General features: G+C 64.1%; 16 protein-coding genes and 2 pseudogenes. 11 read left to right on the forward strand and 7 right to left on the reverse strand.

What is annotated here, in order from left to right:
* Positions 1 to 4 precede the first annotated feature (4 nt).
* Positions 5 to 346 carry a sulfite:cytochrome C oxidoreductase subunit b precursor gene (locus LGR69_RS29715; protein ID WP_091995137.1) on the forward strand — a complete coding sequence of 114 codons (342 nt, stop codon included), beginning with the start codon at positions 5 to 7 and terminating at the stop codon, positions 344 to 346.
* A gap of 3 nt (positions 347 to 349) precedes the next feature.
* Here LGR69_RS29715 and LGR69_RS29720 read toward each other — a convergent pair whose 3' ends face one another.
* A complete protein-coding gene (locus LGR69_RS29720; protein ID WP_091995135.1) occupies positions 350 to 1,246 on the reverse strand; it encodes a LysR family transcriptional regulator in 897 nt (298 codons plus the stop codon).
* A gap of 489 nt (positions 1,247 to 1,735) precedes the next feature.
* Between LGR69_RS29720 and LGR69_RS29725 the strand changes: the two genes are divergently transcribed.
* A complete protein-coding gene (locus LGR69_RS29725) occupies positions 1,736 to 2,056 on the forward strand; it encodes a hypothetical protein (RefSeq protein ID WP_139239558.1) in 321 nt (106 codons plus the stop codon).
* Between the two features lie 193 nt (positions 2,057 to 2,249).
* Entirely contained in the window at positions 2,250 to 2,780 is a 531-nt protein-coding gene (locus LGR69_RS29730) for a response regulator transcription factor (protein ID WP_091995133.1), read from the forward strand.
* 137 nt (positions 2,781 to 2,917) lie between these two features.
* Here the strand turns inward: LGR69_RS29730 and LGR69_RS29735 are convergent.
* The 5 genes and pseudogenes from LGR69_RS29735 to LGR69_RS29755 all read right to left on the reverse strand — a co-directional run bounded on the left by LGR69_RS29735 (position 2,918) and on the right by LGR69_RS29755 (position 10,525).
* A pseudogene (locus LGR69_RS29735) lies at positions 2,918 to 4,239 on the reverse strand (IS701 family transposase).
* A gap of 290 nt (positions 4,240 to 4,529) precedes the next feature.
* Positions 4,530 to 5,738 carry an IS256-like element ISMex14 family transposase gene (locus LGR69_RS29740; RefSeq protein WP_230368337.1) on the reverse strand — a complete coding sequence of 403 codons (1,209 nt, stop codon included), beginning with the start codon at positions 5,736 to 5,738 and terminating at the stop codon, positions 4,530 to 4,532.
* A 134-nt stretch (positions 5,739 to 5,872) separates the two neighbouring features.
* Positions 5,873 to 8,668, reverse strand: coding sequence for an ABC transporter ATP-binding protein/permease (locus LGR69_RS29745; protein WP_230368338.1), 2,796 nt, complete (start codon positions 8,666 to 8,668; stop codon positions 5,873 to 5,875).
* Between the two features lie 265 nt (positions 8,669 to 8,933).
* Positions 8,934 to 9,230, reverse strand: coding sequence for a hypothetical protein (locus LGR69_RS29750; RefSeq protein WP_139239557.1), 297 nt, complete (start codon positions 9,228 to 9,230; stop codon positions 8,934 to 8,936).
* 410 nt (positions 9,231 to 9,640) lie between these two features.
* The gene (locus LGR69_RS29755) at positions 9,641 to 10,525 is read right to left on the reverse strand and encodes a LysR family transcriptional regulator (RefSeq protein WP_091995128.1); all 885 of its coding nucleotides are present in this window, start codon (positions 10,523 to 10,525) and stop codon (positions 9,641 to 9,643) included.
* A gap of 330 nt (positions 10,526 to 10,855) precedes the next feature.
* Here LGR69_RS29755 and LGR69_RS29760 point away from each other — a divergent pair, with 330 nt between their 5' ends.
* From LGR69_RS29760 to sorB, 4 genes are all read left to right on the forward strand, one after another.
* Positions 10,856 to 12,163, forward strand: coding sequence for an MFS transporter (locus LGR69_RS29760; protein WP_230368340.1), 1,308 nt, complete (start codon positions 10,856 to 10,858; stop codon positions 12,161 to 12,163).
* Positions 12,164 to 12,225: 62 nt separating this feature from the next.
* Positions 12,226 to 13,083 carry an amidohydrolase family protein gene (locus LGR69_RS29765; protein WP_091995124.1) on the forward strand — a complete coding sequence of 286 codons (858 nt, stop codon included), beginning with the start codon at positions 12,226 to 12,228 and terminating at the stop codon, positions 13,081 to 13,083.
* Positions 13,084 to 13,117: 34 nt separating this feature from the next.
* On the forward strand, positions 13,118 to 14,305 hold the full coding sequence (gene sorA, locus LGR69_RS29770) for a SorA family sulfite dehydrogenase catalytic subunit (RefSeq protein WP_230368342.1): 1,188 nt from the start codon (positions 13,118 to 13,120) through the stop codon (positions 14,303 to 14,305).
* An 11-nt stretch (positions 14,306 to 14,316) separates the two neighbouring features.
* A complete protein-coding gene (sorB, locus tag LGR69_RS29775; protein ID WP_230368343.1) occupies positions 14,317 to 14,673 on the forward strand; it encodes a SorB family sulfite dehydrogenase c-type cytochrome subunit in 357 nt (118 codons plus the stop codon).
* A 19-nt stretch (positions 14,674 to 14,692) separates the two neighbouring features.
* Here the strand turns inward: sorB and LGR69_RS29780 are convergent, their stop codons facing one another.
* Entirely contained in the window at positions 14,693 to 14,941 is a 249-nt protein-coding gene (locus LGR69_RS29780) for a hypothetical protein (protein ID WP_091995117.1), read from the reverse strand.
* Positions 14,942 to 15,126: 185 nt separating this feature from the next.
* On the opposite strand from LGR69_RS29780, the gene LGR69_RS29785 reads away from it, so the two are divergent.
* The 4 genes and pseudogenes from LGR69_RS29785 (at position 15,127) to LGR69_RS32140 (ending at position 17,381) form a co-directional block, all read left to right on the forward strand.
* Positions 15,127 to 16,200 (forward strand): YeiH family protein, encoded by a 1,074-nt coding sequence (locus LGR69_RS29785; protein WP_091995115.1) that lies wholly within the window; start codon positions 15,127 to 15,129, stop codon positions 16,198 to 16,200.
* A 155-nt stretch (positions 16,201 to 16,355) separates the two neighbouring features.
* Complete coding sequence (locus LGR69_RS29790) at positions 16,356 to 16,937, forward strand: recombinase family protein (protein ID WP_091995112.1); 582 nt, start codon at positions 16,356 to 16,358, stop codon at positions 16,935 to 16,937.
* 105 nt (positions 16,938 to 17,042) lie between these two features.
* Positions 17,043 to 17,186, forward strand: a pseudogene (locus tag LGR69_RS32135) (DNA polymerase V subunit UmuC); the annotation flags it as partial.
* Positions 17,187 to 17,234: 48 nt separating this feature from the next.
* Positions 17,235 to 17,381: a DUF4113 domain-containing protein gene (locus LGR69_RS32140; protein ID WP_328505095.1), complete on the forward strand. Its 147-nt coding sequence runs from the start codon at positions 17,235 to 17,237 to the stop codon at positions 17,379 to 17,381.
* Positions 17,382 to 17,478: the final 97 nt, after the last annotated feature.

Consider the following 17,478-nt stretch of genomic DNA (forward strand, 5'->3'; position numbering starts at 1 on the left):
GAGCATGCCCACGATGATCCTGCCCCGCCTCGCGCTCGCCGCGCTGTTCGCCGTCCCGCTTGCCGGAGGAGCCGCCTTGGCTAGCGAGGCGATGCGGTTCAAGTCTGTCTCGGTCGAGCTGCCGCAGAGCGACCGGACCTTCCCGGGCGGCCACGAGGCCGAGGCAATCAACAACAACTGTCTGGCCTGCCACTCGGCCGGGATGGTGCTGACCCAACCCAAGCGCTCCAGGACTGAATGGAGTGCGACGGTCAACAAGATGATCCACATCTACAAGGCACCGATCGACGATACGGACGTGCCCGCCATCGTCGATTACCTCGCCAGCATGAGACCGCAGCCTTAGCAGTCAGGCTGTCCTCGCAGGAGCGGTCTTGATCAAGTCGAGGAGCGCGTCGGCGGCCCGGCTGCGGTAGCGCTCCTTGTGACGCAGCATCCGGTACGCCCGCTTCGGCAAGTCGAAAGGCACATGACAAAGCGTCTCGGCCTTGAGGCTTGCCGCAGCCACCGAGGCCGAGAGCACGGTTGCTCCGCCGCCCGCCTCGACCGCGGACCGCACCGCCTCGTTCGAAGGCAGCTCAAGCATCACCGTCAGACGTGTCGGCGCGAACCCGCGCTGGGCCAGGGTCTCCTCGAAGGCCGAGCGCGTGCCAGAGCCCGGCTCGCGCAACACCCAGCTGCCCTCCGCAAGCTCGTCCAGCGACAGCTCACTGCGCCCTACCCAGGGGTGGTCAGGGGCGACGAGGAGCATGAGCTGATCCTCGGCTACCGTCGTGCTGGCCAGCGCCGGATCGTCGAGCGCGCCCTCGACGAAGCCCAATTCGGCCCCACCCTCGCGCACAGCGGCCGCGGCCTGAGCGGTGTTGCCGACCGTCAGATTGAGGGTGATCTCCGGATAGGCACGGCGAAAGGCGACCAGGTAGCGGGGCAGCCAGTCACTCGCGATCGTCTGGCTGGCCTGGATGCTCAGCGTGCCGCGGCGTAGGCCGCTGAGTTCAGCCAGCACCAGCTCGGCACGCGCTGCGCGGGCAAGCACGGCCCGCGCTTCTCCGAGGAAGATGCGGCCCGCTTCGGTGAGCTCGATGCCGCGCCCAACCCGGTGGAAGAGCTTGACGGCGTGCCGCCCCTCGATGGCGCTGACAGCCGAGCTGACGGCGGATTGAACGAGATTGAGCGCTTCAGCGGCACGCGTGACGTGCTCGCGTTCGGCGACCGCCACGAAAATCCGGAGTTGGTCGAGGGTCATGTAGCCACCTTGGGTGGGATCCAGGCTCGGGTCCTCGGCTTGAGCACTGAGACGTTCGGCCTGGCGTAACCGAAGGTCACATCGCTGAACCGAGCAGCCTGGATATGATCGAATTTCCAGATCAGAACTAGCATAAAAATGCATTGGATCGAACTACTTCCGGGTGAGATCCTTGTCTGAACCATGAGGCTCCTATGACAAACCGCGGTCCCAGTTTGATTGCCCGGGTCAACGGCTATCCGCCTGGACTGACGCTGTGGGTAGCGGTTACTGCCGCGGCGGCCTAGTTCCGGGGGTAGGAGAGCGGATGTTCGACCGGGCTTAATTCGAAGCCCTGGTTCGCACCGACCTGATCAACACCCACGTGCGCACCTTCTGGACGCCCGCGACCGGCGCTTCTTTACCGGCATTGCGCTTGGGGCGCCCGCATCATGCCGCTTTTCTTTCGGGGCGGTATGATGGCGAAGCCACACAGAACAGGCCCTGATCATGACTGGAACTCAGGCGAACGATCAAGCTGCCGAATGGGCAGCACGATTGACGAAGGGCTGCGCGATCACGGCGACACCCAAGCCGACCTATGCGCAACTGGAGGAGCTGCGTCATGACCTCTATACGGTCGCGGACCGCCTCCTCGTGCTGAATGTACCTTCGGAGAGCTGGCCGGGTTCACTCAATCTGACGATCGAGGATTGGGAAGCGCGGCAAAGCCTAACCTGTCACCGGGTGGCCGCTGTTCAGGTCAACTCCGGATATTTTAAGATGTCGCCGACATACTATTCGATAATTAATAGGCATTTCGAGTTATAGTCGCATCTGAGACGCGCATTTACGGCGAGAAATGACAAACACCTAGGTCAATTTGCCTTCGATCCATCACCTTCTGGACGGGCAATGTCGCTTGCAAGACGTAGCCGCTGGCAGGGCTCAAGCTGGAGGATTGAACTGGGTGCGTCGGGATAAAGGTTTGGTGGATCGGGTGGGACGAACACCGCCCTGCCCGATGGCGGCGCATGAGCGGCCCGGATGCCTCCTGCTCGCTGACGCGGATCCGGTCAGCCGAGAGCAACGAGGGCGGGAGTTGGCCCAGCTGGACTACCACGTCTGGGCGGCCTCATCTCTCGGTGAGGCATTCGCGATCATCACGGCTGAACAACCTCACTTCGCCATCCTCGATTACAAGCTGTCGGACGGCAGCGGAGTCAGCCTGATCCCGAGGCTCATCACAGCAGATCCCGCTGCCCGCATCGTCGTCCTATCGTGCTGTGCCACCTTCCAAGGCGCGGTTACCGCCTTACGCATGGGCGCGACCGATTTCCTGGCTCGGCCGGCAGAAACCGCCGAGATTGATGCGATCTTGCGCAAACTATCGGACGAATGTAGGCTCAGCGGTGCGGCGGACAGCTCGCTGGAAGCTGTCACTCGACGCCACGCTCAGGAAATCCTGCGCATCATGACCGACGACATCTGCGCGACAGCGCGTGTACTGGGTATCGACGCGCGTACGCTACGCAAACTTCTCGCGCGCACCTAGCCACCCAGACGTCAAAACGTGACCGGGCCTTTGACCTCTAATACTACTGTGTCACAAATTTCTTTTGGCAGCAGGGACATCGTTCCAGGGTTCGAGTGAGTGCCCGTGCCAGCGTCAGGCGCAAGGTGGTGATGGAGTTAGGCACGTGTCGCTCCGGCCGGATTGGGAGCACCGCGGGGTCTATAACCGGCGGGTAGCGCAAGCGCCTTCCGCCCGATGATGTCGGGTCCTGAGGGGGGAAAGCGGCCTCGCTCGGAGACCAGGAACCCGTAGGCCGCGATGCACAAGCTGGCGTGATGATGGAAGCCGCGCCAGCTTCGCCCCTCGTAGTGGCCAAGCCCAATCTCCTGTTTGAGTTCCTGGTAGTCCCGCTCGATGCGCCAGCGTAGCTTCGTCTGACTGACCAACTCGGCCAGGGGCGTCTCTGGCGGCAGGGTCGAGAGCCAGTACTTGGTTGGCGCATCCTCGCCCTCCGGCCACTCGATCAGGAACCACTCCTCGGGACGGGGCTCGTGTCGCAGCTCATCCCGATGCGCCGGGCGGGCCCGCACGGCCGCAAAGCGTGATGCTAGAAGACCGTTTGTGCCAGCGCGCCATGTGACATGCTGCCAGGCGGGCTCCGGCAGAGACCGGGCCAGCTTTTCTGCCGAGAGGGGCTTTTGCTCAGGGCTGCGTCGCACCCGAGTGGGTGGGCGCCCGCGTCCGCTCCAGGGTTTGGGCGGCAGGGGTGCCGTTCCGGGGGCCCACAGGCTCGTCGAGGACTGAACGCCCACACTGTAGCGCAAGCCCAAAGCCGTCAGGGCCGTGCGGAAGGCTGTGTCGATCCCGTATCCGGCATCTGCCAGAACGAGGTCGGGTGGCACCCCATCGGCCAAGGCCGCTCGGATCTGATCCAGCGCGATCTCTGGTTTGGTCTGAAAACAAATATCCTCGGGCACGCCAGCCTTGCTGCGCCGCGCGGGATCCTGGACCCAGGCTTCCGGCAGGTAGAGGCGATAGGCCACCGGCAGGCTGGCCTGAGTGTTGGCCACCGAGAGCGTCACCGCAACTTGGCAGTTGTCCTGTTTGCCGATCTGACCGCAGTATTGCCGTCCCACCCCGACCGAGTGGCGGCCCTTCTTGGGAAAGCCTGTATCATCGACGATCCAGGCCTGGATCGGGCCCTGGCTCTTGATCACAGGCAGAATCTCGCTGCGTACCTGAGCCAGCAAAGCGCTGTCCGACCATTCGCCCTTGGCCACGAAGTGATGCAGCGCCTGATGGGTGGCCTGGACACGCGCCGGCGCGATCCGGGCCGCCATCGGCTCAATGCTTTACGAGCACCCGGCAGAAGGAGGCCCGTACAGTAGGCCTTCAGCGGTGCGATCCGATCAGCATGGCCCAGAACGCCTGACGAAGCCTCCAGATAGGCCGCAAAACGCAGCTGGTCGGCAGCTAGCGGGGTGTTCAAGCGATCCATGCCTCGCTCCATCACGAGATTGAATCGCCAACCCTACACCCAAAGTTTGTGACACAGTAGTACTAAGGTTCGCCGTCTCTCCGCCTGGATACCGGTGGCAAAGTCTGGACAAGGGCGGGGCAGCTGCAATATCGCTCCGCCCCGGCAGTTCGGCTGGCATCGCCGATGACATCGCACGATGGCCCACCCTGCTTGTCCTGGCCGCGCCAAGCGACGCGAAGGCCCGCTCTTTCAGCGGTTGTGTCCGTCAACGAGGTGGAAATTCGGAGTGGATTTGGAGCAGCCATCGGTCAGGCAGCCTGCGGTGGAATTGCGGTGAGGGTCTCGTCAAGCAGGCTCGGGGTGAAGCCAGCCATCCCTTCGATCTGCATGTAGCGGTGCTGGAGCTGCCACTCGTCGTTGGCCTCCAACAGCACGGCTCCGATCAGGCGCTGGATCGAGTCGGTGTTGGGGAAGATACCGACCACGTCGGCGCGCCGTTTGATCTCCTTGTTGAGACGTTCCAGCGGGTTTGTGGAGTGCAACTTTGTTCGGTGCTGAAGCGGGAACGTCAGGTAGGCGAGCACGTCCTCGCTCGTGGCATCGATGAAGCTCTTGAGCTTCGGCCAACGGTTGTGAAGCTGCTCGGCCAGATGATGGAGAGCGGCTCGGGCCGCGTCCTGATCGGGCTGCTGGAAGGCTTGGCGCAGGCCGGCGGCGACCATGGTCTGCTGAGCGCGCGGCACGTAGGCCAGGGCATTGCGGGTCCAATGAACCCGGCACCTTTGCCAGGTCGCCTTCAGGACGCGGCGGATGGCGGCCTTGAGCCCCTCGTGCGCGTCCGAGATGACGAGCTGCACGCCCGAGAGCCCACGTTTGACCAGGTCGCGCAGGAAATCGGTCCAGAACACCTCGGCCTCGGACGGGCCGATGTGCAGCCCGATGATCTCGCGCCGGCCTTCGGTGTCCACCGCCACGGCGACTATGGCGGCCACCGAGACGATGCGCCCGCCTTCGCGCACCTTCAGGTAGGTGGCATCGAGCCAGAGATACGGCCACGCCCCCGACAGCGGGCGCTTCAGGAAGGCGTTCACCCGCTCGTCGATGTCCTTGCACAGCCTGGACACGGAGGACTTCGAGATGCCCGACAAGCCCATGGCCTGAACGAGGTCGTCGACGCGCCGGGTCGACACGCCGGCAATCCATGCCTCCTGGATCACCGCCACCAGCGCCTTCTCGACGGTCTTCCGCGGCTCCAGGAAGCCGGGAAAGTAGCTGCCGGTGCGCAGCTTCGGGATCTTCAGGTTGAGCGAGCCCAGCCGCGTGTCGAGGCTGCGTTCCCGATAGCCGTTGCGGTAGGTGCTGCGCTCGCCAGATCGTTCGTAGCGGCCTGCGCCGATCAGACCGTCCACGTCGGCCTCCATCAGGATCTGCAAGACCGTCTCGGCGAGGCCGCGTAGGAAGTTGCCGTCGTCCGCCTTCTGGAAGGCTTCGATCAATGCCATTCTGTCGTCGGTCATCGGGTGCTCCCGGCTCTGGTTGAAGTCCGCAAACTCCACCTTAGCCGCCGGCCCCGATGGCCACCCCAATCCCCGCCGAAACGGTCCCCGAATTTACACCTCGTCCGTGGACGCTACCCTTTCAGCCACACGCGTCAGGCCAGTACCACGGGAGGAGAGGCTTGCACGACGTGCACAGCACCGGATCGTTCCACCGTGACGCGGACCGGCAATAGAGCCGCTTCCTCGGCGGTGTCCGTCACGACCAGAAGACTTTCAGGCGCGAGCGGGCCCGACGTGAGCGCCTCGATCACGCTTGCACAGTCCTCAAGGTGCCGCAGCGTGCCGTCCAGAACGAGGAGATCCGGCTGACGCAGGACGGCACGGGCAAGCTCGATCGACGCTTGCTGCCGCACCGTGAGGAGCCGGCCACGGTTTCCGACGCCATAGTCGAGCCCGCGGATCCGCACGTCGCCTTCAAGCCCGAAGTGCCGCACGGCGGCTCGGACGTGCTCCTGAATATCGGCCTCGGCGTTCATCCGCGTTGTGTCGATGCGTCCGAACAGGAGATTGTCCAGCATCGAACTGCGCATATTGATGCGATCCGGATCGAACGGCTCGATATCAGGCTTGCCTTCCGAACGCAGCTGCGTCTGGAGCGGTTCGCGCGCACCGACGAGCCGCCGGCACAATGCCGGATCGAGCAGCCCGAGCCGCTGGGACGGCTCGACGTAGGACAGCGCCAGGGCGAGGAAGATGTCGTCGCCGGTCCTGTCCGGAAGCGCGCGATCTCCAAGCGCGGCGAGCCGCCGCTCGACCTCGGGTAGAGCCTCCTGCTCAATCACTGGGAAGCAACGAAACAGGGCATGTCCAGGTGGAAGGCCGCGGGAGATCTCGACGAGCGTGCGGGCGACCGCCACACCAAGACATTCGAGGTCATTGAGCAGGCTGTGTTCCGCCAGCACAGCGCGGAAGCGCGGCTCCGACGAGAGGCGTCGGCCAACGAGGGCTGGATCTGTCGGCACGCCAAACAGCAGGTTCTCCGCGATTGTCGCACGCGGATTGTATTCCTCCGACTCGAACGGCAGGACGAGATCAGCCTTGCCGCTGGCGACGAGCCGGCGGTGCAGGTGCCGGCGCGCCGCGATCATGCGTTCGCCCAAAGGCGTGCCGTCGCAGCGCGAGGTCGCGGTCAAACCGAACCGGTAGAGATCCTCATCCATGCCGAGTCGGGAAAGCAGATCCAGCATCCGCAGGTCGAGCTCGCGGGCGTCAGACGCACCGAGCGCGGCGAGGTCGACCCACTGTGTGTCCACCGGGTCTGGGGAGTTGCCCGTCCGGTGTGCCTCAGACAGGTGCTGAGCATCCTTAGGGTGCGACTGTGGCGCCGTGCGCAGTCCATAGACGAGGTTGTCACGGATGGTACCGGGGAACAGGACTGGATCACGACCGGCGTAGCCGATGCGCCGCGCTCGTGCGGCACGCCCGGCCGTTACAAGGTTGAGGGTGCCGATGGAGAGCGCCCCGGCCGCCGGTGATTGCAACCCGGCAAGTGCGCGCGCGAACTGGTGCGCGAGGCTAGTCCCGGGCGAGTGAAGCCCGACCTGCGCCGGCAGGGCGATGTGCAGGTCCGCGATCGTCACCGACCGGCCCTCCTGCGGGTCACGCAGGACGAGTCCATCCGACGTCACGGCGCGGATTTGGTCCTGCGGCAGATCTGATCGAGTCGCATCGGCCAGCCGCAGGCGCTGTGCACCAAAATGTGCGGCGATCGCCTCGTACTTCACCTCGACGTCCAGGCGCTGCTGGTCCCAGTCGATCAGTCCCTTCAGCGGTGGAGGCAAGTCGCGGTAGGCTGCCAAAACCGCGACCAGCTGGCCGATGCTGAGCTCGCCCTTCAGGGCGAGCAGGCCGCCGACAGCATAGAATAGGAACGGTGTCACCTGCGCGAGCAGGTTGTTGAAGTACTTGATCGCGAACTTGCGCCGATAGATCTGTAGGCGCAGGTCATAGAGCCCATGGAGCTGGCCGCTGATCTCAGCTCTCTCCCAGCGGACGCTGTTATTGACCGTCACGGCATCGAGTCCGTCCAGCACCTCCGCGACACGGCCGGCGAGGTTGCGGGAGTCGATCTGACGCTGACGACTGAGGCGTAAGATCGCGTGCCTGAGCCGAGGAATGACGGCTATCTGCACGCCGGCTATCGCGCCGGCGGCCAGTCCGAGCCACACGTTCTGCATCAGAATGAAGGCCAGCGCAGTCGCGGCGTGCGTGCCGAGTTGGGCGGGCACCACGATCGCGTCGCCGATGAAGGAGCCGATCGGCTCGACCTCGTCGCGGATGATGGTCGCGGTTTCGGAGGATTTCACCTCGCGCTGGGTTTCAGGGGTAAAGCGCAACATCAGGGAGAACAGCTGGAAGCGTAGGCGTCGCAGCATGCGCTCACCCAAAACCCCCTTCTGCAGGTTGATCCGGAACTTGAAAGCACCGTTGATCAGGACGAGGATGAGGAACAGCCCGGACAGCCAGAGCAACAGTCCCTGGCGATCGGCGTGGAAGCCATTGAAAAGCTCGGTCCGACCGCCACCGAGGGAGGCAGGCCACGCGATCTCGAAATCCAGGAACGGCGCGGTCGCCTCGCCGTGGGCGAACGCCTTGCCGATGATCGCGTCGTTGACGATGCGCTTGGGCAGGTCGAGGGAAGCGAAGTAGAATGGCACCGAGGCCAGGACGACCATGCAGATGGCAAGTTGGTCGCGCTTCGAGTGGCGCCAGACGTACGGGAACAGCCGCGGCTCCAGGCCGGGTGTCGGGGTGTCCCTGTCTCGGTCGGGGGACCACTCACCACCCTGCGGACACGCGTTCGTCTTCTCCTGTGCCGCCGTAGCACTGCCGCGGCAATGCGGATGATCCTGTTCGGTGACCGGGGACAAAAACGCGGCTTGGATCAAGGGGGGGCTCCACTCTGGCGTTCTCCACCATCGTCGAGCTTGAAGGTTCGATCCAACGGAACCTATCGATGCTTCCGTTCTGTAAAAACGATCGGTCGACTGGGGGCGCTTCCTCGTGGATGTCGCCCGTGAAAGTCGCCGTGCTGGGCGCTCTGAAGTGGGGCACCATTGCTGAACTGCCAAGTCTTAGCTGAAAAACCGCCGCGGCGTTGCTGTCGAGCATAAGGTCGCTTCGCCGGGATGCGCTCTGTATGAGACCCTGTGACTAATGTCTCGCCGTGCTCGGCGGGTCGATGAAGAACATTGTATTGACCGCGCGCACGGCGACAGCGGCACGGTTCAACTCGGGTTCCACGGCAGCGCAGAAGCCATCGGCCTTGGCGATCCTGCGTTGGTTCGACGAACGGAGCGCAGCTTCGCGAAGCCGCATCCCCTTGGCTTGGAGGCGTTCAATCTCGGCCGATACCGCGGAACTCCACGCCGCGACCTCCGCAGGCGTGCTGAGTGTCGCGGCAGCATCTGTAAGGCGCGCGAGGTGATGGGCGGGATTGGTAGAGGGCATCGTTAATCGGCCTGAGATCTACAAGCGCGTGCTCCCGGAAATCAAGACGCCAGCCCCTTCGCTCCGTGAATACCGCCTGCCAGCCAATGCCGGGCAAAGCACGAACAAGTTCCGCTCGCGAGAGATCCTCGCCGAGCACACGACAGGGCCGCATTCCGGCAGATATGCTCAAGCCAGACCGTGCGCCGGAACCATGTCCGCATCTCGGCAGGCTTCAATTCTTGATCCAAAAAATCACCGGTCTCATCGTATACAAATAGGGCTATAGTCATATAAGGCGGCGCGTCGTTTATTCGATCGTTTTCCCGACCGGTGGGGTTGTTCGTATAGCGCGGGGCTATATGGCCTGCCGCCGGGGCATCACACGACCAATCAGCTCTGATAACCGGCGCTGGCGGCGAAACGTGAAGTTAGAGACGTATGAGTTTGTTAAATGCAATTGTCGCCGGATTAGCTAAGCGCCCATGTACACTCAACTGCCATAGAGTCCGCTCAACGTGCAGGTTCTGGACCGGAATAATTACCAGTGTACCGTTAGCCATTTGATCGCGGATTGTAGCGACCGAGACAATCGCCACACCGAGACCGCTCGCAACGAGTTGCTTGATCGCTTCCGTGCTGCCGACTTCAAGCTGGCGAACCGGGCAGATCTGCATTGTATCCAGGGCAGCGGCGACCACCTCACGTGACCCGGATCCTAACTCTCTCGCAATAAACGTTTCTTGTGCTACGAGAGCCGGGTCGATTGGCTTTGCTGCATTTGCAAGGACATGCTCTGGTGAAGCAATAAGCACCATTTCATCTTTGCGCCAAGCTTCGCTGAGAACACACGGTTCCTCGACGGGTCCTTCGACTAAGGCAATATCTATTTCGTGCGAAACCAATAGTTTGGTTATATCTCTGGTATTGGTGCTGGTGATACTCAATTTTATGCCTGGATATTTTCGATGAAATACTCCTAGGTAATACGGTATCATGTACACCGCGATTGTTGTACTTGCACCTATCCGTAATACGCCGCAGCCCAGTCCTCTCAGAACGTTTAACTCTTCTTCCGCCGCTCGTTCTATTGCGAAGAGGGTTTTGGCATGCCTGAGGAGAGCCTCGCCTTCGCGGGTCGTGCGTACGCCCCGGGTGCCCCGGTCGAGCAACCGACATCCGACCTGCAGTTCGAAGTCGCGCACGCCCTTCGAAATTGCGGGCTGACTGATGTGCAGCTCCTCGGCTGCACGGGAGAAACTCCCGCTCTGAGCCACAGTCGCAAACAGCCGTAGGAGATGGAGATTGAGTGCCATAACCTCTGTCTATAGGGCCAAAATAGAATTATATTTGCGCGAATCGGGTGAAAAAGAGAAGAGCTGCTACGTACGGTGAGCCTCGAGTAGAAAAATGATGCCGCACTCCATCCAGTTGCTCCGATTGGATGAGAGACAGTCTTCAGGCTCAAAATGGCTCGGAGGGCGCTCGCGGCGCACGTCCTGGGCACGGATCAGGAAACGCCTGGGAGATACGCCATGCAACTCGCAACAGACGCCCCCATTGGGATGGGGGTTGAACTCAGCGCTTCTGATAGGGCTGCGGCCGCGGCCACCACAAACATCGCCGGACGCTTGGAGCGGCTGCCGATGTCACGCTACCAGCGTAAGATCTTCGCGATTATCGCCTCCGCCTGGCTCGTCGACCAGGTCGACGTGGCGCTCCTGACGTTTCTGCTCGGCTCGATCGTCGTAGCCTTTGGCCTTACCCCAACCGAGGCCGGCCAACTCGCCGCGATGACCTTCGCGGGCCAGCTCATTGGCAATGTGATCGCCGGAACCGCCTCCGACCGCTTCGGGCGCAAGACAGTGTTCCAGGCCACGATGCTGGTGTGGGGCTTCGCCAGCCTCGCCGCTGCCGCTGCTTGGAGCCTCACGGCCTTGATGGTCTGTCGCTTCCTGATCGGCGTCGGCGTCGGCGGCGAGGCGCCGGTGGCCCAGGCGATGGTCTCCGAGATTGTGCCCGCCAATGTACGCGGCAAGTACATCGCGTTCATGGAGGGCTTTTGGGCGATCGGCTACGTGCTCTCGGGTGCGATCAGCTTTTTTGTACTGCCCTATCTCGGCTGGCGCTGGGCGTTTGCCATCGTGGGCCTGCTCTCGATGGTGGTGCTCGTGGTGCGCCGCTCCATGCCGGAGTCACCGCGCTGGCTTGCCGACAATGGCCGCCATGCCGAGGCGGATGCCGTGATGTCGATGATGGAGCGGGAGGTCGAGCGGGCCACTGGTCGCCCGCTGCCGCCGGTCGCCCCCTCTGTTGTAGCCGCCGTCTCGGCGCCAGTGCCGCATCAGAACCCCATCGCGACCTTGTTCTCGCCCGCCTACCGGATGCGTACGCTGATGGCTTTCGGAATGTGGTTCTTCGCGCTGATCGGCTTCTTCGGGCTCAATTCCTGGATCGCGGTTCTGCTCAAGGAGCGCGGCTTCTCGATCGTCGGCTCGGTCGGCTTCGTGACCCTGATCACTATCGGCGGCATCCCGGGCTTCTTCACCGCCGCACTGATGCTGGAGAAGGTCGGCCGTAAGCCCACAACCGCTATCTTTCTCGTCTGCGCCGCGGTCGCAGCTTACTTCTACGGCAACGCCGTCGATCAGACGTGGCTGTTCGTCTCCGGGTTCGTGATGCAGTTCTTCATGTTCGGCATGTGGAGCTGTCTCTACGCCTACACCCCGGAGCTGTACCCAACCCGGGCCCGTGCGACGGGGGCGGGCTTTGCTTCGGCCTTCGGGCGGATCGGCGCAATCCTGGGGCCGATGATCGTACCGGTGCTGGTTCAGAACTACGGGCCGGCCACCGCCTTCCAGGTCGGTGCGGGTGGTTTTTTGATCGCTGCCGTCCTCGTCCTCACCCTGGGCGTCGAGACCCGCGGCAAGGTACTCGAAGCCGTCTCGCACTGACGTTCTCAATCCGGTGCGCGGTTCCGTGCACCGTCCCTGTCCCGCATACGGAGCCGAAAGTCATGCCCATCGCAGACATGCGCAGCCGTCCAACTTTCCTGCACAAGTTTTTCGGCGCTGAGCCCGACACGCCGGAATTCGGTGTCGTGCGCTGGCTGAATGAACGCGTCGGTACGACGGAGATCGACCATTTCACCCGCGGCATGGATGTCGAAGGCTTTTCCGCCGAGATGGACGGCGCCGGGATCGACGTCGCCGTGATGGTCGCCCGCTCGGTCCCGGGGGTGCGGGTCCCAAACGACGCTCTTGCCGCGGTCGTCCGCCACGATCCGAAGCGGCTCGTCGGCATCGCCTCGGTCGATCCTGTTGAACTCGGCCGCGACGCCGCTCTGGCGGAGGCCAAGCGCGCCGTGACCGAACTGGGCTTCAAGGGGATCAACCTCGATGCCGGCTTCTACGGCGACGCTATGCGCGCCGACGACGAGCGCCTGATGCCGCTCTACGAACTCTGCCAGGATCTTAAGGTCCCGGCCTTCGTGATGTCGGGCCCGACGACGCCAGACCTGCGCCTCAACGACCCGCTCGCGGTGGACCGGGTCGCCAAGACCTTCCCGAAGCTGCCGCTTGTGTGCTGCCACGGGTTCTACCCGAATGTCGCCGACATGGTGACAGTGGCCTTCCGCAACGAGAACGTGTTCGTCTCGCCTGACATGTACACGTTCGCGCCGGGCGGCGGCCTCTACGTGGAGGCGGCGAACGGCTTCATGAAGGACCAGTTCCTGTTCGGCTCATCGTTCCCGTTCCGGCCGATGGGCCAGGGCGTCGAGGACTTCCGCTCGCTCGGCCTCAACGACGAGTCCCTGGAAGCCGCCCTCTGGCGCAACGCCGACCGGCTCCTCGGCCTCGGGCTGCACGCTTGAACGGCATGCGAAGAGAGATGCGAGGAACGAGAACATGCTGAGACGTGATATGCTGTTCGGCGCGGGCGCCCTAGCCCTAGCCCTTGCCAGCCGCCGAGCGCTGGCGCGCGAAGTAGACCTTCCGTTCGGCAACGGCGAGCGCCCGCTGGTGGCCTACCCGGGCAAGCGTCCGCTCCTGCAGATGACAGCGCGGCCGCCGCAGCTGGAGACGCCGTTCTCCGTCTTTGACGAGAGCGCGATCACACCCAACGACGCCTTCTTCGTGCGCTACCACCTCGCCGACATCCCGACCCAAATCGACCCGGACGCCTTCCGGCTCGACGTGAAGGGTCATGTCGACAGACCCGTGTCTCTGTCCCTCACCGACCTCAAAGGTCTGTTTGGCCCAACAGAGATCGTGGCGGTCAATCAGTGCTCGGGCAATTCCCGGGGCTTCTTCGAGCCACGTATGGCCGGCGGCCAGCTCGCCAACGGCGCCATGGGCTGTGCCCGCTGGACCGGCGTGCCGCTGAAAGCGGTGCTCGACAGGGTTGGCGTCAAGGCGGGGGCGGCCGAGGTCGCCTTCGAAGGGCTGGACGGGCCCGTTATCCCGGAGACGCCCGACTTCGCCAAGTCGCTGAAGCTCGAACACGCCCGCGACGGACAGGTGATGCTGGCCTGGGCCATGAACGGCGAGGACCTGCCCTGGCTCAATGGCTATCCACTGCGCCTCGTAGTGCCGGGCTATTACGGCACCTACTGGGTTAAGCACCTCAACGCGATCACCGTGCTCGACAAGCCGTTCGAGGGCTTCTGGATGAAGACGGCCTACCGCATCCCAGACAATGCTTGCGCCTGTACCGAGCCGGGCAAGCCAGCCGCCGCCACAGTGCCGATCGGGCGCTTGAACGTACGCTCGTTCCTGACGAACCTGACCGACGAGATGCAGGTGAAAGCGGGACCGGTGCCACTGCGCGGCATCGCCTTTGACGGCGGCTCCGGGATCAAGGCGGTGGAGGTATCCGTCGACGACAAGTCCTGGGCACAGGGCAAGCTGGGGCAGGATCTCGGACCCTACGCCTTTCGAACTTGGACGCTCGACGTCGACCTGCCCGCGGGGGCGCATGCGATCCGAGTGCGAGCGACCAGCAATGACGGCGGCGCGCAGCCGATGGAGCCGCGCTGGAACCAGGCCGGCTACATGCGCAACGTGGTCGAGACCACCCGGGTGCGGGCGGCGTGAGGGAGGTGAGGATGAGGAAGGTTCTTCGCGCGGTTCTCACCATCCCGGCGCTCGCGGGCCTCGTGCTCCCGGCTCTGATCGCCGCGGGCTTGACCGGAGCGGTGCTCGCCGCTCCGGTGCGCTACGATGTCCCCGAGCCCACGGCGCAGTTCCGGGCCCCCAAGGACACGGCTCATCAGGCCGGCTTCGAGGCGGCTCAGGGCAATTGCCAGACCTGCCACTCGGTCGACTACATCGCCACTCAGCCGCCGGGGAAAGGTAAGGCCTTTTGGGAGGCGGAGGTGAGCAAGATGATCAAGATCTACCACGCTCCGATCGACGAGGCCGACGGCCGCGCGATCGCGACCTACCTATCCGATACCTATTGAGGGCCGCGCTGCGCGAGGCTCAGCGAAGGGCGACAACCTGGGTGGCGTAGGTGGCGACGCTCTGCACAGCCGGCATGTCGAAGGCGTAGATGCGTCCTGCCAAGATCGCCAGCGCCAGCGTCCAGAACACCGCGCCGCCAGTCCGGCGGGCTATGCGATCGCCGGTCGAGGAGGTGGACGAGTAGGCGCGCGCCACGCCGTCAGCCACAGGCTCGCCGAAAGGATCGAACGTCTTCATGGTCGACCGCTTGTCAGGAATGGTGCGCATGATCGTCAGTGTCGCGCTTGGGACGCGCGTCAGCAATGGACGCGTCTTCCGAAGTTTTTCGCGCCCGGAGAGGCTCCTTCTCTCTTGCGCCCGTGCAGCAAACGTTTTCTCCCCGTTCCGCTCTCAGTACCTCCGGAGAGGCCGTCGTGAGCCCTGAGGCCTCCCCCGAACCAGTCTCGACAAAGATGGGCTCCACGGCGGCGGTGTCGCCTGGCACCGGCACCCAATCCGAGCGCGCGACCTCCATGCTGCCGGGCATCGGCCTGTGCGCGGTGATCACCGCCGTGGCGGTGGCCGCACAGGCGGTCGAGGAGCGCGTCGCCGGCCACCCCTACGTCGAGGCCCTGGTTCTGGCGATCCTGATCGGCATCGCGGTGCGCACCGCCTGGACGCCGCACCCGCGGTTCCGGACCGGCATCGCCTTCTCGGCCAAGCAACTCCTCGAGGTCGCGGTTGTCCTGCTCGGCGCCTCCCTCAGCCTCGGGGCGATCCTCGCCTCCGGCCCGGCGCTACTCGCCGGCATCGTCGGCACCGTCGTGATCGGTATCGCCGCCAGCGTGGCGATTTGCCGGGCGCTCGGCCTGCCGGCACGGATGGCGATCCTGGTGGCCTGCGGCAACGCCATCTGCGGCAACTCGGCCATCGCCGCGGTTGCGCCGGTGATCGGGGCCCAGCCCAAGGACATCGCCGCCGCCATTGCGTTCACCGCGGTGCTCGGCGTGCTGATGGTGCTCGGGTTGCCACTGTTCGTTCCGCTCGCCGGCATGAGCGACAACCAGTACGGGGTGCTGGCCGGGCTCACTGTCTACGCGGTGCCGCAGGTGCTGGCCGCCACCGTGCCGGTCAGCCTGCTGTCGACGCAGGTGGGCACCCTGGTCAAGCTCGTGCGCGTGCTGATGCTCGGCCCCGTCGTGGTGGCGTTCTCGCTGATTGCCCCGCGTCTGCCCCGCGAGCCGGGGATGGAAGGCGCGGTTTCGAAGGGCCGCCCCGGTCTGACCAAGCTGGTGCCGTGGTTCATCCTCGGCTTCCTGATCCTGGCGACGTTCCGGTCCCTGGGCTTGATCCCGGACGTGGCAGTCAAGCCGCTGACGCAGCTTGCAGGTGTGCTGACGGTGCTGTCCATGGCCGCCCTCGGGCTCGGCGTCGACGTGCGCGTGCTCGCCCGGGTCGGCGGCCGGGTGACCCTGGCGGTGACCGCCTCGCTGGCCGTCCTCATCGCGGTCAGCATCGGCCTCATCCGCGGGCTCGGGATCGGCTGAGAGCGGACGTCCTCCTAAAACTGTCGGATATCCGACCGTTTTCCCGACACTGAGCGGCAGGACGTCGCGAGTTGCCCACAAAAGCGTAGTTTCTGTCGGAAAAACGTGTCGGCTTTTCTATTGCCGGGTAAAGGCTATTCTGGCACGATCCCGACATGCTCGTCGGATATGCCCGCGTTTCTACCCTCGATCAGAACCTCGACCTCCAGCGCGACGCGCTGATTAAGGCCGGGTGCGAGCGCCTGTTCGAGGAGAAGAAGTCCGGCAAGGCTGGAACCCGGCGGCTTGAGTTCGAGGCCGCCCTCGCCTACCTGCGTCCCGAGGACGTGCTCGTGGTCTGGAAGCTCGATCGCCTCGGCCGCTCACTGGTCGAGATGATGCGCACCATCGACGGGCTGCGGGTGAAGGAGATCCACTTCCGCTCGCTCACTGAGCAATTCGACAGCGCCACCGCCCATGGCCGCTTTGCCCTGCAGATGCACGGGGCCATGGCCGAGTACTTCCTCGACCTGAACCGCGAGCGAACCATGGAGGGCCTGAAGGCGGCCTTAGCCCGCGGGCGCAAGGGCGGGCGGCCGAAGAAGCTCACAGAGGCCGACCTCGAGGCCGCCCGCGCCATGCTGGCAGCGGGCACAATCAGCGTCGCCGTTATCGCCAAGCGCCTCGGCGTCAACCGGGACACCTTCTACAGCTACTTCCCACGTGCCCGCGCCAACAGCATGACCGCAAAGGGCTGAACACCAGGCCAGTCAAATCCGGCGATCCCGGCCTGTCGCAAACTCGGGATTGGGCCATAGGAGGGACCGCCTGAGTTTGCGACAGGCCCGTACCACGCCACCCGGCACGTCAAACTGACGATTGCGACAGCCGACACCAACCGCCTGACCTGCGCCGCCTCATGGGGTTTGAAAGGGATCTACCGACCAGAGGTCCGCTACAAGAAAAGCGGCGTGCTGTTCCCCAACCTGGCGCCAGCCGATCAGATGCAAAGCTCCTTGTTCATCCGGCCGGATCAGCTGCACCGAGTGCGCATGATGGAATTGGTAGACCAGCTCAACGCCCGCTATGGCCCCGACCGCGTGCGGTTCGCATGCAGCGGGACCGACCGGGCATGGAAGCTCAAGGCCGAGTTCCTTTCACAACGCTGTACAACCCAGAGGGGTGAGCTGTTGGCAGTCTAGTGCTCTGACGCCAACAAAACATGCACAAGGTGACGCACTTTTTAGAGCAATAGCAGCCTGTTAGCAGGCAGGCACGTGGCGCGTTCGTCGGTGTCTG

Source organism: Methylobacterium brachiatum (genome assembly GCF_020523825.1).
In the GTDB taxonomy this organism is placed as follows: domain Bacteria; phylum Pseudomonadota; class Alphaproteobacteria; order Rhizobiales; family Beijerinckiaceae; genus Methylobacterium; species Methylobacterium brachiatum.

What these genes read in the sequence shown, in the direction of transcription:
- LGR69_RS29715 (WP_091995137.1), top strand. Translation starts at nt 5, where the DNA reads ATGCCCACGATGATCCTGCCCCGCCTCGCGCTCGCCGCGCTGTTCGCC.
- sorB (WP_230368343.1), top strand. Translation starts at nt 14,317, where the DNA reads ATGAGGAAGGTTCTTCGCGCGGTTCTCACCATCCCGGCGCTCGCGGGC.
- LGR69_RS29765 (WP_091995124.1), top strand. Translation starts at nt 12,226, where the DNA reads ATGCCCATCGCAGACATGCGCAGCCGTCCAACTTTCCTGCACAAGTTT.
- LGR69_RS29785 (WP_091995115.1), top strand. Translation starts at nt 15,127, where the DNA reads ATGGGCTCCACGGCGGCGGTGTCGCCTGGCACCGGCACCCAATCCGAG.
- LGR69_RS29790 (WP_091995112.1), top strand. Translation starts at nt 16,356, where the DNA reads ATGCTCGTCGGATATGCCCGCGTTTCTACCCTCGATCAGAACCTCGAC.
- LGR69_RS29740 (WP_230368337.1), bottom strand. Translation starts at nt 5,738, where the DNA reads ATGACCGACGACAGAATGGCATTGATCGAAGCCTTCCAGAAGGCGGAC.
- LGR69_RS29725 (WP_139239558.1), top strand. Translation starts at nt 1,736, where the DNA reads ATGACTGGAACTCAGGCGAACGATCAAGCTGCCGAATGGGCAGCACGA.
- LGR69_RS29750 (WP_139239557.1), bottom strand. Translation starts at nt 9,230, where the DNA reads ATGCCCTCTACCAATCCCGCCCATCACCTCGCGCGCCTTACAGATGCT.
- LGR69_RS29780 (WP_091995117.1), bottom strand. Translation starts at nt 14,941, where the DNA reads ATGCGCACCATTCCTGACAAGCGGTCGACCATGAAGACGTTCGATCCT.
- LGR69_RS29755 (WP_091995128.1), bottom strand. Translation starts at nt 10,525, where the DNA reads ATGGCACTCAATCTCCATCTCCTACGGCTGTTTGCGACTGTGGCTCAG.
- LGR69_RS32140 (WP_328505095.1), top strand. Translation starts at nt 17,235, where the DNA reads ATGGAATTGGTAGACCAGCTCAACGCCCGCTATGGCCCCGACCGCGTG.
- LGR69_RS29760 (WP_230368340.1), top strand. Translation starts at nt 10,856, where the DNA reads ATGTCACGCTACCAGCGTAAGATCTTCGCGATTATCGCCTCCGCCTGG.
- LGR69_RS29720 (WP_091995135.1), bottom strand. Translation starts at nt 1,246, where the DNA reads ATGACCCTCGACCAACTCCGGATTTTCGTGGCGGTCGCCGAACGCGAG.
- LGR69_RS29730 (WP_091995133.1), top strand. Translation starts at nt 2,250, where the DNA reads ATGGCGGCGCATGAGCGGCCCGGATGCCTCCTGCTCGCTGACGCGGAT.
- sorA (WP_230368342.1), top strand. Translation starts at nt 13,118, where the DNA reads ATGCTGAGACGTGATATGCTGTTCGGCGCGGGCGCCCTAGCCCTAGCC.